The 14426-nt window shown below is 37.9% G+C and carries 10 protein-coding genes and 2 tRNA genes; 4 read left to right on the top strand and 8 right to left on the bottom strand.

The genetic code is table 11. The features are described from left to right. Positions 1 to 9: 9 nt before the first annotated feature. Positions 10 to 405 (top strand): DUF4242 domain-containing protein, encoded by a 396-nt coding sequence (locus BKM32_RS07860; RefSeq protein ID WP_083702134.1) that lies wholly within the window; start codon positions 10 to 12, stop codon positions 403 to 405. Between the two features lie 65 nt (positions 406 to 470). Beyond that, positions 471 to 947, top strand: coding sequence for a cupin domain-containing protein (locus tag BKM32_RS07855; RefSeq protein ID WP_076663341.1), 477 nt, complete (start codon positions 471 to 473; stop codon positions 945 to 947). An 80-nt stretch (positions 948 to 1027) separates the two neighbouring features. Here the strand turns inward: BKM32_RS07855 and BKM32_RS07850 are convergent, their stop codons facing one another. From BKM32_RS07850 to porU, 5 genes are all read right to left on the bottom strand, one after another. Next, complete coding sequence (locus tag BKM32_RS07850) at positions 1028 to 2635, bottom strand: pyruvate dehydrogenase complex dihydrolipoamide acetyltransferase (RefSeq protein WP_076663340.1); 1608 nt, start codon at positions 2633 to 2635, stop codon at positions 1028 to 1030. A 7-nt stretch (positions 2636 to 2642) separates the two neighbouring features. Then, on the bottom strand, positions 2643 to 3641 hold the full coding sequence (pdhA, locus tag BKM32_RS07845) for a pyruvate dehydrogenase (acetyl-transferring) E1 component subunit alpha (RefSeq protein ID WP_076663339.1): 999 nt from the start codon (positions 3639 to 3641) through the stop codon (positions 2643 to 2645). A gap of 87 nt (positions 3642 to 3728) precedes the next feature. Beyond that, positions 3729 to 4211, bottom strand: a complete 483-nt coding sequence (gene cdd / locus BKM32_RS07840; protein WP_076663338.1) for a cytidine deaminase — start codon at positions 4209 to 4211, stop codon at positions 3729 to 3731. A gap of 115 nt (positions 4212 to 4326) precedes the next feature. Continuing rightward, positions 4327 to 5577 carry a type IX secretion system outer membrane channel protein PorV gene (porV, locus tag BKM32_RS07835; protein WP_076663337.1) on the bottom strand — a complete coding sequence of 417 codons (1251 nt, stop codon included), beginning with the start codon at positions 5575 to 5577 and terminating at the stop codon, positions 4327 to 4329. Between the two features lie 60 nt (positions 5578 to 5637). Next, complete coding sequence (gene porU / locus BKM32_RS07830; protein ID WP_076663336.1) at positions 5638 to 9501, bottom strand: type IX secretion system sortase PorU; 3864 nt, start codon at positions 9499 to 9501, stop codon at positions 5638 to 5640. A gap of 250 nt (positions 9502 to 9751) precedes the next feature. Here porU and gldJ point away from each other — a divergent pair, with 250 nt between their 5' ends. Continuing rightward, positions 9752 to 11437 (top strand): gliding motility lipoprotein GldJ, encoded by a 1686-nt coding sequence (gene gldJ, locus BKM32_RS07825; RefSeq protein WP_171971852.1) that lies wholly within the window; start codon positions 9752 to 9754, stop codon positions 11435 to 11437. A 68-nt stretch (positions 11438 to 11505) separates the two neighbouring features. Continuing rightward, entirely contained in the window at positions 11506 to 12792 is a 1287-nt protein-coding gene (murF, locus tag BKM32_RS07820) for a UDP-N-acetylmuramoyl-tripeptide--D-alanyl-D-alanine ligase (protein WP_076663335.1), read from the top strand. Between the two features lie 38 nt (positions 12793 to 12830). On the opposite strand, the gene BKM32_RS07815 is transcribed toward murF, so the two are convergent. The 3 genes from BKM32_RS07815 to BKM32_RS07805 all read right to left on the bottom strand — a co-directional run bounded on the left by BKM32_RS07815 (position 12831) and on the right by BKM32_RS07805 (position 14422). Further along, a tRNA-Val gene (locus BKM32_RS07815) sits at positions 12831 to 12905 on the bottom strand. 160 nt (positions 12906 to 13065) lie between these two features. Then, positions 13066 to 13140 (bottom strand) — tRNA-Val (locus tag BKM32_RS07810). A 64-nt stretch (positions 13141 to 13204) separates the two neighbouring features. Next, positions 13205 to 14422, bottom strand: a complete 1218-nt coding sequence (locus BKM32_RS07805) for a folylpolyglutamate synthase/dihydrofolate synthase family protein (protein WP_076663334.1) — start codon at positions 14420 to 14422, stop codon at positions 13205 to 13207. Positions 14423 to 14426 lie beyond the last annotated feature (4 nt).

Below are 14426 nucleotides of genomic sequence, written 5' to 3'. Positions count from 1 at the left end.
TTTATTATTATGAAAACTTTAAAATCTTTATTAATTTTAATGATCACCACAGCTTCTTTTAATGCCTTAGGACAAGAGAAATCTGTGGAACTATTGAACAATGAATTGGCCAATGACAAAGGTCTAAACATGTACGTTATAGAAAGGAACATTCCTGGCGCTGGAAATTTAACAACCGAAGAATTACAGGCCATCTCCAAAACTTCCTGTGACGTGCTTGACAGTATGGGGTCTGACATTAAATGGCTTCACAGCTATGTAACTGGAGACAAAGTATATTGTGTATACATGGCCAAAAGTGAAGAACTTGTTAGAGAACATGCCCAAAAAGGAGGATTTCCAGCCAATTCTGTTGCACCTGTCAAGGTGATTATCGACCCTTCTACCGCCACTGCCAAACAGTAATGTCGTCTGTATTATCTCCCGAACTTCGTTCCTACAATTAAAATTGTAATCAATTACTCAATATTATGTACATCAACACCAACAGGTACAACTGGAAGATCTTATTTTTTGGGGCGCTTCTTTTATTGTACGGAACACAAAGTTATTCCCAAAAGGGAGATGGAATGAGCAATGAAATGTCTATTGCCAAGACCATCAATGACAATGACCTTAAATGGAACCCCGCGCCAGATTTTTTTCCGGGTTGTTCATTCACCATTTTACATGGAGATATTACTGAGCCTAATTTGGATTTCTTTTTTAAAGTTGAACCCAACACCGAAGTCATTACACATACCCATAATTCGCCTGAGCGAATGATATTGATTTCTGGGGAAATGGAAGTCACATATGAAAACGAGCCAACAACGCTCTTAAAATCTGGAACCTATGCCTATGGACCTGCAGGCAAACCGCATAAGGCCAAATGCCTTAACAAGGGCCCATGTGTCCTTTTTATCGCAATGGTTTCTCCTTTTAATGCCGTTCCAATAGAAAAGTAACTTTAAAAGGTCGAAAGCATCTAAAATTAAAAAGCCATTACAGTTGTAATGGCTTTTTTAGTATTTAACAAGCAACTGTTTTAGATAAACATTGCCACAGGGTTTTCAATATAAGTCTTTAAAGTTTGTAAGAACTGTGCTCCTGTTGCACCATCAACGGTTCTATGGTCACAAGCTAAACATAACTTCATGGTATGCCCAACAACAATTTGTCCATTTTTAACCACTGGTTTTTCAACAATGGCACCTACAGAAAGAATTGCAGAGTTTGGTTGGTTGATAATTGAAGTAAAACTTTCAATTCCAAACATACCTAAGTTAGAAACTGTAAACGTACTACCCTCCATTTCTTGAGGTGTCAATTTTTTGTTTCTAGCTCTTCCTGCATAGTCTTTAACTGCAGTTCCAATTTGAGACAAACTCAATTCATTTGCAAACTTCAAAACTGGTACTACTAAACCATCTTCCACAGCAACGGCCACACCAATATGTACATGGTGGTTCAATCGCATTTTATCAGCAAACCATTGAGAGTTTACTTGAGGATGTTGCTTAAGTGCCATAGCACAAGCTTTCACAACCATATCGTTAAACGAAATTTTGGTATCTGGAAGGTCGTTAACTTGCTTACGGAAGGCAATGGCATTTTCCATATCAAACTCCACATTCAAATAGTAATGTGGCGCCGAAAACTTAGATTCCGCCAAACGCTTAGCAATCACCTTACGCATTTGAGAATTTGGTTTCTCATCAAATTGTTCTTGTCCTTGTACTGTAACAACGGGTGCTGCAGCTGTTGGTGCTGCTGCTGGTTTTTGTACGGCAGCGGCAGGTGTAAAGTTTTCAATATCGCGTTTAATGATACGTCCACTTTCCCCAGAACCTTTCACTTGAGATAAATCAACACCTTTTTCTTCGGCCATTTTTTTAGCTAATGGAGATACAAACAATCTTCCATTAGAAGTTGTGGTGGCAACGGCTTGCGGTGACTCTTTTGCAACTTCAGCAGCAACAACTGGCGCTTCTGCTTGAGGAGCCGCAGTAGTTCCTCCTGCGGAGAAATTAGCTGCTAATCCAGATACATCGGTTCCAGCAGGGCCAATAATCGCCAATAAAGAATCTACCTTTGCAGATTCTCCCTCTTGCAAACCAACATACAATAAAGTTCCAGATTGGAATGATTCAAATTCCATAGTAGCCTTGTCGGTTTCAATTTCCGCCAAGATATCGCCTTCTTCAACAACATCTCCAACCTTTTTCAACCAAGAAGCTACAGTTCCTTCTTCCATAGTGTCACTCAAACGTGGCATGGTTACCACAGTTACACCTTCAGGAATAGCAGTAATTGCACTTGGAGCTTCAGTTTTGGCCGGCGCAGGAGTTTCTGCCTTTTCAGCAGGTGCAGCAGCTGCACTTCCTCCTCCACTAATCAATCCAGAAATATCTTCGCCTTCATCACCTATAATCGCCAAAAGCTCATCTACTTTTGTAGTTTCTCCTTCTTTAACTCCAATATATAGTAAAGTTCCTTCGTGGAAAGACTCGAACTCCATAGTTGCCTTGTCGGTTTCAATTTCCGCAAGGATATCTCCTTCTGAAACTTTATCACCTACATTTTTCAACCAGGAAGCTACAGTTCCTTCTTCCATTGTATCGCTCAAACGCGGCATGTTTATTACTTCTGCCATAACTTACTTATAGTTTAGTTTGTATAAATGGATAATCTTCTTGCTCATAAACCGCATCATACATTACGTTAAGTTCTGGGAATGGAGATTCTTCTGCAAATTTCTCACACTCTGCTACCAAATCTTTAACGCGTTTGTCAATTTTCTTGATATCAGCTTCTGAAGCATATTTGTTTTCCAAGATGATATCCTTAACCTGAGTAATAGGGTCTATTTTCTTGTACTCTTCTACTTCTTCCTTAGTTCTATAATGCTGAGCATCACTCATAGAGTGTCCTCTATAACGGTAGGTTTTCAACTCCAAGAAAGTTGGTCCTTCACCACGACGTGCTCTTTGGATAGCCTCATCGAAAGCTTCGGCAACTTTAACCGGGTTCATTCCGTCTACTGGACCAGAAGGCATTTCGTATCCTAATCCTAACTTCCAAACGTCTGTATGGTTTGCAGTACGCTCAACCGAAGTTCCCATAGCATACCCATTGTTTTCACACACAAACACTACCGGTAATTTCCATAGCATTGCCAAGTTGAATGTTTCGTGCAAAGAACCTTGACGTGCCGCACCATCACCAAAACAGCAAATGGTTACCGCATCGCTTCCTTTGTACTTGTCACCAAAAGCCATACCAGCTCCTAATGGAATTTGTCCTCCTACGATACCGTGACCTCCATAAAAACCGAACTCTTTAGAGAAAATGTGCATAGAACCCCCAAGACCTTTCGAGGTCCCTGTAGCTTTACCATACAACTCAGCCATGACACGTCTAGGATCTTCTCCCATCCCGATAGGCTGTACGTGGTTACGATAAGCAGTGATCATTTTATCCTTAGACAGGTCCATAGCGTGTAAAGCTCCTGCCAAAATTGCTTCTTGACCATTGTATAAGTGAAGAAATCCTCTTACTTTTTGTTGAATATATACTGCAGCAAGCTTATCTTCAAACTTTCTCCAGAACAACATGTCCTCATACCATTTCAGGTAAACTTCTTTTGTTATTTTTTGCATTTGGCGTTAATTTAATAAACGGAATAACAAAAATACTACATTAGTTATTAATGAAAAACCGTATTTCATAAAAATTTACCGAAAACGTTATAGCTGGGATTTATCAAATATCAAAGGCAAGAGATTTGATAACGAGTGAGATCTTACCACTTTTCCACTTTCTCCCATAAAGTACATTTCAATAGGTGTTTTCTGACGAATTTCATACTCAGAAATGGCTTGTCTACAAGCGCCGCAAGGAGGAATTGGATTTAAAGTTGGTTTTAACTGTGAAGCGGCCGTAATGGCCATTTTTAAAATCTTGGCGTTTGGGTATTGGGCACCAGCATAATAAATAGCTGTTCTTTCGGCACAAAGCCCAGAGGGATACGAGGCATTTTCCTGGTTACTTCCTGTTAGCACTTCGTTATTGTCTAACAAAAGCGCCACACCAACATGAAACTGCGAATAAGGAGCATAAGCCTTTTGCCTCGCCTCTATAGCTCTTTCCATGAGCTCTTGAACTTCTTCAGGCGTTTCCAAAATAGTTTCATACACTTGAAAAACGGACTCAATTTTAACCTCTTTCATATAGTAAGTTATCTTTTAAAGGTAAAAAAATTACAATAATAAAATAAGAGCAGAGCAAACAAAAAAAGCACCATTCCAAAGAATAGTGCTTTTTATTATAATGAATGGAAAATCTTTAATATTCCATATACTCGCCATCTCCAAAATTGAAGGATAATGAGAAACGTAAAGTTCCTTCCAATGGACTTTGAACTTTTGACGCCGAGAACAAATAAGACATATCTATATTAACAATAGAATACTTAAATCCTGCTCCCAAAGCAAAAAACTGTCTCGCTCCCTTAACTTCACTTTCGTGGAAATACCCTGCCCTAAAAGCAAAGGCTTCTTGATAACGGTACTCGGCACCAAGGGCCCAAGTTATTTCCTGCATTTCTTCTTTAAAACCTCCTGGGGCATCTCCAAAAGATTGGAACATCCCTTTAAAGAAACTAACATCGTCATCCTTTCCTGAATATATCAAACCATTTGGAGCTGAAATCGCTTCTCCTATAACATCCTCATCTGCATCATATCTACCATTACCATTTACATCTTCATATTCATATTCAGTTCCCAAAATTGGAGGGGTTGGCACCAATAATTTAGTTACTTCTCCAGTGACAGATAATGTGTTATAATCATCAAATATAAAATCGAAACCTCCTCCCAAACGTAAGGTTGTTGGAATAAAGTTTTCTTGGCCTCCATCATCATATTTAATAGTAGGCCCAATGTTTTGTATTGCAAAACCACCTCTCCAGCGTCCATTGAAATCATTATAAGCCATTTCCTCAGATTGATAGTACCCAGCAATATCCACTCCAATGGAACCAGCAGCACTTGCATCTGGATCTACAGCGCTTATTCTTAAATCGGAACGCAAATAGCGCATCGCTACAGCCATGGAAAATTGGTCTGCCAATCTAAGGGAATAAGACACATCCAAAGTCAATTCATTTGGTTTTTCAATTAAAGCCTGAGAAAATTCGTCCTGTACCAATTCAATTTCACCCAAACTGAAATATTTAAAACTTGCTGCAAAGGCACTACTTTCATTAATTCTATTGAAATAAGTGATGTTACCTAAAAAGATGTCATTTACCAACTTACTCAAATATGGTGTATAACTTACTCCAAAACCTGATTTCGTTTCTGAAAATGCATATTTAGAAGGATTCCATTGTTGAGAATAGGTATCAACTCCAGTCGCCACTCCCATATCTCCCAAAGAACCTGCACGAGCGTCTGAAGCAATCAACAAAAAAGGAACTCCTGTCGTGATAACTCTTGAATCGTTAGGGTTAGGAAGCACCACTGTATTTTCTTGAGCTCTTGAAATATTGAAAGACGTTAATGTGATAAGTATTAAAAAGTATTTTTTCATGTTATTAATTAAAATTCTTCTGTATTGGTGCTAAAAAGCACTCGCAAATATAAATGTTTATTAGAGTATCACAAGCTTTTGGATTTTCTCAACCTGCTTATTTAATAAGGTTGATCTTACTTTTAGTTTATAGACATACACGCCTTTTCCTATTTTTTCTCCAAAATCATCCCTTCCATCCCAAGTGATACTTCTTGATAATGATGAAGCTCCTTCATTACAACATCCCCCATCGGCATTGGTTTGACCATTAATGGTTCTCACCAATTTACCAGAAACGGTAAATATTTGTATAGAAACGTCCAAATTATCAGAACTATTGTGGTTGAACCAAAATTCGGTATAATTCACAAATGGGTTTGGATAATTCAACACGTTCTTAATCACTAATTCTTGGTCCTTATCATGCACCACAAACTGTAACTCTGATGTGGCCGAATTATTATAGACATCCCACGCTTTTAGTGTTAAAGTGTGTAAACCAGCCTCTAAGTTACGAAATGGATAAGAAACTTCCCCATTTTGGTAGTCGTCAATATTAGCTGTGTAATAATCATTTAACACAATTGGATTGGTTTCATCTCCATCAATAATGGCCACTATATCATGGCCTATACCACTGGCAGTGTTAATTCCATTATCATCCTGTAGCTTCGCCAAAAATGTAGGCGATTCATTGGTAATACCTCCTGACACAAAATTGGTATCATTCATATACAAATTGATGACAGGACCAATATTATCTTCTTCAGCATTTTCATTGATGCCTCCTACCTGAATATCAAAACTCGCTCCAGCCTGATCCTGTAAAGGATTTTCAGTTTTAGCATAGAAACTCACTTTTCCATTTCCTACAAGAATACCAATATCACGAGGAACCACAAATTCAAAATTAAATTGACCATTTGTCACGGTTGCCTGTCCCTTAAAAAGAATTTCTCCCAAAGTCTCAAAGTCCATTTTGATAACCCCATTGCTATCTGAGGTTCCGTCGTTCCCCAAGGTTTGTCTTTGGATATTTTTATCGAAAACAGTAGCCGTCAACACACCATTATAATTAGTCATTATATTCCCTAGCTCATCCACAACTTCACCTGAAAATTTCACCTTACTCAAAGCCTGCAACTCATCCGTATCTCCTCCTAATGGCACATCATTTATTTTGGTCAAGCGAATGTCAGGTCTAGGCATTGCCAATTTTAAAGCTGGATCCCCTATGCAGAACACCAAGTATTTTTGGATATTTTTAGAAACAGAGGTTGAATTTTTAGTTTTTCTCAATGCCTCTGCGATAGAGACATGTTGATTATCTCCAAATTCAAAAAGGTATTCGCCCAAAGCGTTATTAAAATCCACTCCAGAAGTGACAGCAATTTGTCGGGTTGTAGTAACCAAAGCAATAGCTCCTCCTTGAGTATTCCAATAAGTATATTCCCCCGCAGTAGGTCTCTGAGGATCATCAAACTTAGTATATTCACAAGTAACCGTTACAAAACAACCATATTTACAGGTATTTTGCAACTCTTGAGAATCAATTTTCGAAAAAATCCTCTCATGTGCCCAACCATCTTCTCCTCCATGGCCAAAATAATTCACTACCAACGCACCTGCTTCGATAGCATTGATAATGGCCTCCTCAGCCTGTGGATAAGTTTTCCCTCCTGAAGAAGCTTCCTGCTGATAGGCATCACAAAAAATTTTCACCACATTTATTGAAGGATGTTCTGTTGTAGTTACATCTCCAATGGAATTGGAAGTTTCTTGGAGAACCCTTTCCCAGCCTTCATCAACATCATCTGCTATAAGTACAAAGTTATTTCTCCAGTTTCCATAGGAACTTGATTTATGATAGGATTCAATCTTGTCTACCATCTCGGTTGCGCGTTGTGGAGTTTCTGCCAAGATCCTTCCCACGGCAATATCCAATAAATTGGAAGCTGTCATATTTCCTTCGTTAGAGTCCATCATCCCATAAAAATCATCAGAAACAAATGAAGAGGTCAAACTAAAACTATTGTAAGACAACCATGGAGGCACTATATTGGTGTTCCCTGATAATCGATCCTTGTAATCATAGGAACCATCTCCAAACAAACAAAGGTATTTCACTCTACTTTCAGCACTGCTGGCATTCTGGTATACATAACGCATTAAATTTCGAATAGCACTAATATCTTGATTTCCCGAACTGAACTCAGTATAAAGCTCATTTAAAGTCACCACTTTTACAACCAGACCATATTGATCTCTGTTAATTTGGGCCAAACGCTCAGCCTGCGACGCAAAAACATTAGGAGCAACAATGACATAATCTACATCTTCAAATTCTCCTTGGCTATTCTTTAAAATAGTTCCCTTAATGTTTTGATTGGCAACAGAGGTATTGCTTTCTCTTAAAGGTTGGTAATAGTCTGAGGGTGTTACGGCCAAATAGGTTCGGGAAGTTCCGGCTTGAGCCTTAAAACTAAACTCCGAACTATTTGTTTCGTTTTCTACACTTTCTACATCATATTTATTGGTGATATCCCAAACTTGAGAAACATCAGTACTGTTTGACAATTGATATTCAACAACCCCGCCAACATTAGACACACTATTGTTTTTGAAACGCAATTGTGCTTCTTCAAATCTTAATTCCCTTGTGGCCTCTACCGAAATAAAATCAAGATAACCGTAGGAGGAAGGATTACTATTATTGTTATATGTTAAATCAAATACCAATTCAGAAGAACTCAACGAAACATTTCCATCATAGTTACCACCACTTGCGTAATTAGGACTATTAATGGCCGCATAATTAAAATTGGATAATGCATTCCCATTCAGTTTTACCGCCATGGATGTTTGAACTTCAGACACAGCCGCAGTATATACTCTTACCTTAGCCTGCTCTGAAGTCACTAGATTCGGAAAACTAAACGTAAATTCTTTTTGATTTTCTATTCCAAAGCGATCACCAAACCAACGTCTACCAATCTTCGCCAAATTGTAATCGTCTACTTCATGAAATTGATAATCTTGAAAAGTGTCAATAACTAGATCTGCTTCTACCTCTGGTTGGGATAATGTTTGGATCCTTTTACCCTCTCCACTACTTATATTGACATAATAATAAGCCTTATCAGTATATGCATTGATATTTGTAGTACTTTCTTCATTGTATCCGGTTGGACCTTCGGCATACATTAATATATAGTCACTACTATCAAAAACACCATCTTCTTCTCCAATAAACTGTATTGCATTTTCAGTTAAATCAAAAGGATACTCTACATCATTGGCCATTGGCAACATCGCTCCTCCGTTACCATAAATTTTTACAGTCCTAGGGTCAACATTGGTATTAGCCCCCAATTCATTCAGAAAACTCTTGGATAACTTAAACACTCCACTTTTGTCAACATAGAATCTATACCAGTCTCCATTTGCAAGAACAGAATTCACAATTTCAGGAACATCCATTGTACTAAGTCCATTCCTATAGGTAGAGCTACTTAAATTATACTCTACGGTGAAATTGTTGATTTTTTTATAGACGCCTTGGTCTTCGACAATAGGACTTACCTCAATTTGAACACCCAACACACCACGAGCGTTTGTATTGTAAGCTTTTACTATTGGTTGCTTGGGAATTGTATTTAATGGCAAATCCTTTAAATCGGCTTTGGATATGGTGCTGTAACTAATATTGCTTAAACTAACTGAACTCTCATCAATCCTAAACACATTTTCCAAAGCAGAAAAAAACACTAAACCTCTTTCGTCATCATATACATAATTAGATTCATTAAAAGCAGGTAACGTTATTTTTGAAATAGAAGTTTCCAGAACTTTAGATCCATTCCATTCAATTTGGAATTGCTGTTGTTGGGAAAACCCCACAAATGATATTAAAAGAACAAGAATGTGTATAGTTTTTTGCATAATCAATTAACGAGAGGATAACATATATAGTATAAGTCCCTAAATTTTTCCTCAAAATTACAACAATAATTAAATTGACCTACCGTTATTTAAAGACAAAATACATCGATAAACCGTAAAAAATCCGATGTAACGCTCAAAAAAAGGGATGAAATACAGCTTTTGTAGGTAAATTTTAAAAAAAAAGGTTGTTAATTTGCCGTTAATTACTATATTGCGTCTCTAAAATTAATTTAGCTTACTTAAAAGTATGGATATGAAAAACGTTTTAAATCTAAGGATACTGTTAGCCCTAACGCTATCTTTAGCATTGTTTAGTTGTAACAAATCTTCCTCGTCGAAGAATAATTCGAGAGCCACTGGCTGGACGATTAATGACAGAGAAGGAGGTTTCCAATACAACACAAGCTTTAAAGAACAAGAAACTGCGCCTGGATTAGTTTTCATTGAAGGTGGAACTTTTACCATGGGTAAAGTACAAGACGATGTGATGCACGATTGGAACAACGCTCCAAACCAACAGCACGTACAGTCTTTCTACATGGATGAAACGGAAGTAACCAACATGATGTACTTAGAGTATTTAGATTGGATCAAGAGAGTTTACCCTCCAGACGATCCTAACTTTAAGTTAATTTACGAAGGTGCCCTTCCTGACACTCTAGTATGGAGAAATCGTTTAGGATATAGCGAAATGATGACAGAAAACTATCTACGTCACCCAGGTTATGGTGAATATCCTGTAGTAGGAGTTAGCTGGATTCAAGCTGTAGAATTTGCAAATTGGAGAACAGACCGTGTTAACGAAATGTACTTACAAGATGCAGGTTACCTTAAAAGAGATTCTCACTTAACAGATGTATCTGCAGAAAGTAACTTCAACACCGATACTTACATCAATTCTCCAACACAAACTTTTGGTGGGAACGAAGAGGTATTAAGAGGAGGAAATGTTAAGCCAATGACAGATGCTGAAGGAAACGAAATTAACGTTTACGCAAGCAGAGAAACTGGTGTAATCTCTCCAAAATACCGTCTACCTTCTGAAGCTGAGTGGGAATATGCAGCTTTAGGTATGAGCGAATTGAGAAGCTACAACGTTTATAGAGGAAGAAAGAAATATCCTTGGACTGGTGCTTACACTAGATCTGGAAAGAGAAAATCAAGAGGAGATCAGTTAGCTAACTTTAAGCAAGGAAAAGGAGATTACGGTGGAATCGCTGGATGGTCTGACGATGGTGCAGATATCACTGCTAAAGTAATGTCTTACGCTCCTAACGATTATGGATTATATGACATGGCTGGTAACGTTGCCGAGTGGGTAGCTGACGTTTATAGACCAATTGTTGATGATGAATTCAATGATTTCAACTACTACCGTGGAAACGTTTATACTAAAAACGCTATCGGAGAAGACGGAACAGTTAAAATTGTAACTCCAGACGAGATTGTTTACGATACTTTAAGTAATGGTAAAATTGTTGCAAGAAACCTTCCTGGTGAAATCCTACAGGTTCCTGTTGATGACAACGAAACTTACTTAAGAACAAACTTTGACACTAGTGATAACAGAAACTTTAGAGATGGTGACGTAAGATCATCTCGTTATTACCAAGACAATTTTGACGAGAGTGAAGAAGAAGGTGAAGGGAAAACTTCTACTAGCAAAATGTACAACTCTCCTAAGCACCACATCGAAAGAGACTCTGCTGGAGCTTTAATCAAAGAGTACGACAAGTCTAACGCTAGAACTTCTTTGATCAACGATAATGTAAGAGTTTACAAAGGTGGATCTTGGAAAGATAGAGATTACTGGTTAGACCCTGCACAACGTAGATATTTCCCGCAGGACATGGCTACAGATTACATCGGATTCAGATGTGCAATGTCTAGAGTTGGATCTAAATCTAAAATGAAAAACAAAACAAAGAACTAATCATATCTTAGTTATAAATCTAAAAAGTCCTAACATTGCTGTTAGGACTTTTTTATTACATTTAATTCATGAATATAGAACATTTATATAAGGCTTTTTTGGAGTGTACTTCGGTTACAACCGACACTAGGAAAGTAACAGCCAATGCCATTTTCTTCGCATTAAAGGGAGAAAACTTCAATGGCAATACATTTGCGCAACAAGCACTTGAAAATGGCGCCAAATACGCTGTAATTGATGAGAAGGAATATGCCAACAATTCCCAAATGATTTTGGTGAAAGATGTGCTGGCAGCTTTACAAGAATTAGCTTCCTATCACCGTAAAAAATTAAACCTTCCCATCATTGCCTTAACAGGCAGTAACGGTAAAACAACCACCAAGGAATTGATTAACGCAGTACTTTCGACCCAATTTAGAACTTCTGCAACCAAGGGGAATCTTAACAACCATATCGGTGTTCCTTTGACCCTTTTGGGGATGACTTCAGAAACAGAAATAGGCATTGTTGAAATGGGCGCCAACCATCATAAAGAAATAGCCTTTTTATGCTCTATTGCTCAACCTGATTATGGTTTAATTACCAATTTTGGCAAAGCACATCTAGAAGGCTTCGGAAGTTTGGAAGGCGTGATAACAGCCAAATCGGAATTGTACGATTATTTGAAAGCCCATAATAAAACAGTTTTTATCAATGCAAACGACGCTACACAACTAAAACAAATAGGCAGTTACAAGCCGGTTTTTACTTTTGGGGAAGGGAGTGCTACAGATGCCAATATCAAACTAACCAATGCTCAATCTGAGGTTACGGTTAATTTTGATGGAACAGAAATCATATCACATCTAACCGGACTCTACAATTTTAATAACATCAGTAGTGCCATAGCTATTGGTTCCTACTTTGAAGTTTCAGCGGCAAACATAAAAAAAGGGATTGAAAACTATATACCAAGCAATAACAGATCACAATTTTTAGAGAAAGATAGCAACAAGATTATATTGGACGCCTACAATGCTAATCCAACCAGTATGAAGGCCGCCCTGGAGAATTTTATTCAATATACTAGCGATTTGCACAAAACCGTATTCTTAGGCGACATGTTTGAATTGGGAAGCACTTCTGCTGAAGAACACCAAGCAATCTTAAACTATCTGGAATCGCATTTTAACGGCTCTATTTACATTATTGGAAAACATTTTTACAATACCTCAGCAAACGGAAAGAACACCTTAAAATTTGAGTTATTTGAAGACTTGAAAAAGCATTTGTCGACCACTACCCTTCAAAATGAATTTATTTTGATAAAGGGTTCTCGAGGAATGGCTTTGGAACGGATTTTGGAATTGTTGTAAATAAAAAAAGCTTCTCGTGATGAGAAGCTTTTTTTCTGTGGGCGCGAAGGGATTCGAACCCCTGACCCCTTGGGTGTAAACCAAGTGCTCTGAACCAACTGAGCTACGCGCCCTTGCTTGTTGCGGGTGCAAATATAGTCTAGTTTTTCATATCTCAAAACATTTTTTTGAAAAATTTTAAACTTCGTTTTAAAACTAGATTTTGTTACTTTCCAATAAACTTAAGACCCTCTATAAATAAGAAAAACTTCTCGATGTGAGAAGCTTTTTCTGTGGGCGCGAAGGGATTCGAACCCCTGACCCCTTGGGTGTAAACCAAGTGCTCTGAACCAACTGAGCTACGCGCCCTTCGTAATTGGACTGCAAATATAGTCTAGTTTTTCATATCTCAAAAACTTTTTTGAAATATTTTTTAAATTATTTCAGCGACCACAAAAGTACTTCCGCCAACATAAATCATATCGTTTTTACCAGCTTTCTCTTTTGCATTTTTTAAGGCCTCATTTACACTAAAATAGGCCTCTCCAACAAAACCATGATTTAAAAACTCGTCCTTCAAAACGTCTGCATTTAATCCTCTTGGCATATCGGGCTTGCAGAAATAATAAGTCGCATTTTTAGGCATTAACTCAAGAATTGGCTCCAGCGATTTATCATTGACAACTCCAAAAACTATATGAAGTTGTTTATATGCTTCCTTAGATAATTGTTCAACGATATATTTAAGCCCTTCTTTATTGTGAGCCGTATCGCAGACAATTTTTGGGTTTTCTCCGAGAATCTGCCAACGTCCTTTCAATCCAGTATTCGCAGACACCCCTTTTAAACCTGACCGAATTGCTTCTTTTGAAACGTAGAATTGATCCTTTGGCAACAATTGAATAGCCTGCAACACCGTTTTGATGTTCTTCTGCTGATACAGTCCTTTTAAATCACTCTCAAATACGGAGCCTACCTCTTGATCCGCAAAATGAATTTCGGCGCCCTCTTCCCTAGCCTTATCCTTAAATACAGCTTCGGTTTCTTCTTGGGTTTCCCCAATCACGACAGGAACATTGTTTTTGATAATGCCCGCCTTTTCTTTGGCTATAGACGCGAGGTCATTCCCCAAAAATTGGGTATGGTCCAAACCAATATTGGTTATCACCGAAACCAAAGGCATAATGATATTGGTAGAATCCAGTCTGCCTCCCAAGCCCACCTCAATGATAGCGATATCCACTTTGGATTTGGCAAAATAATCGAATGCCATCCCCACTGTCATTTCAAAAAAGGAAAGATGATGGTTTTGAAAAAAAGATTGGTGATTGGCTATAAAATCCACAACAAAATCCTCCGAAATTTCTTCACCATTGATTTTGATCCGCTCTCGAAAATCCTTTAAATGTGGTGAAGTATAAAGACCGACTTTATAGCCCGCTTCTTGAAGTATAGAAGCCAACATGTGGCTAGTAGACCCTTTTCCATTGGTACCAGCCACGTGTATGCTTTTAAAATGATTTTCCGGATGATGTAGCTCTGCAGCCAGCAACAAAGTGTTGCTCAAATCCTTTTTATAGGCAGATGTACCTAAATTTTGATACATAGGTAACTGCTTAAACATCCAGTTCACAGTTTCCTGATAATTCATAAGT

It is taken from the genome of Mangrovimonas sp. DI 80 (assembly GCF_001975575.1).
Taxonomy (GTDB): Bacteria; Bacteroidota; Bacteroidia; order Flavobacteriales; family Flavobacteriaceae; genus Mangrovimonas_A; species Mangrovimonas_A xylaniphaga.
This window is presented reverse-complemented; position numbering and strand designations above follow the sequence as displayed.

Coding starts and splice junctions, on each gene's coding strand:
- BKM32_RS07860 (WP_083702134.1), top strand. CDS start 10: ATGAAAACTTTAAAATCTTTATTAATTTTAATGATCACCACAGCTTCT.
- BKM32_RS07855 (WP_076663341.1), top strand. CDS start 471: ATGTACATCAACACCAACAGGTACAACTGGAAGATCTTATTTTTTGGG.
- BKM32_RS07850 (WP_076663340.1), bottom strand. CDS start 2,635: ATGGCAGAAGTAATAAACATGCCGCGTTTGAGCGATACAATGGAAGAA.
- pdhA (WP_076663339.1), bottom strand. CDS start 3,641: ATGCAAAAAATAACAAAAGAAGTTTACCTGAAATGGTATGAGGACATG.
- cdd (WP_076663338.1), bottom strand. CDS start 4,211: ATGAAAGAGGTTAAAATTGAGTCCGTTTTTCAAGTGTATGAAACTATT.
- porV (WP_076663337.1), bottom strand. CDS start 5,577: ATGAAAAAATACTTTTTAATACTTATCACATTAACGTCTTTCAATATT.
- porU (WP_076663336.1), bottom strand. CDS start 9,501: ATGCAAAAAACTATACACATTCTTGTTCTTTTAATATCATTTGTGGGG.
- gldJ (WP_171971852.1), top strand. CDS start 9,752: ATGGATATGAAAAACGTTTTAAATCTAAGGATACTGTTAGCCCTAACG.
- murF (WP_076663335.1), top strand. CDS start 11,506: ATGAATATAGAACATTTATATAAGGCTTTTTTGGAGTGTACTTCGGTT.
- BKM32_RS07805 (WP_076663334.1), bottom strand. CDS start 14,422: ATGAATTATCAGGAAACTGTGAACTGGATGTTTAAGCAGTTACCTATG.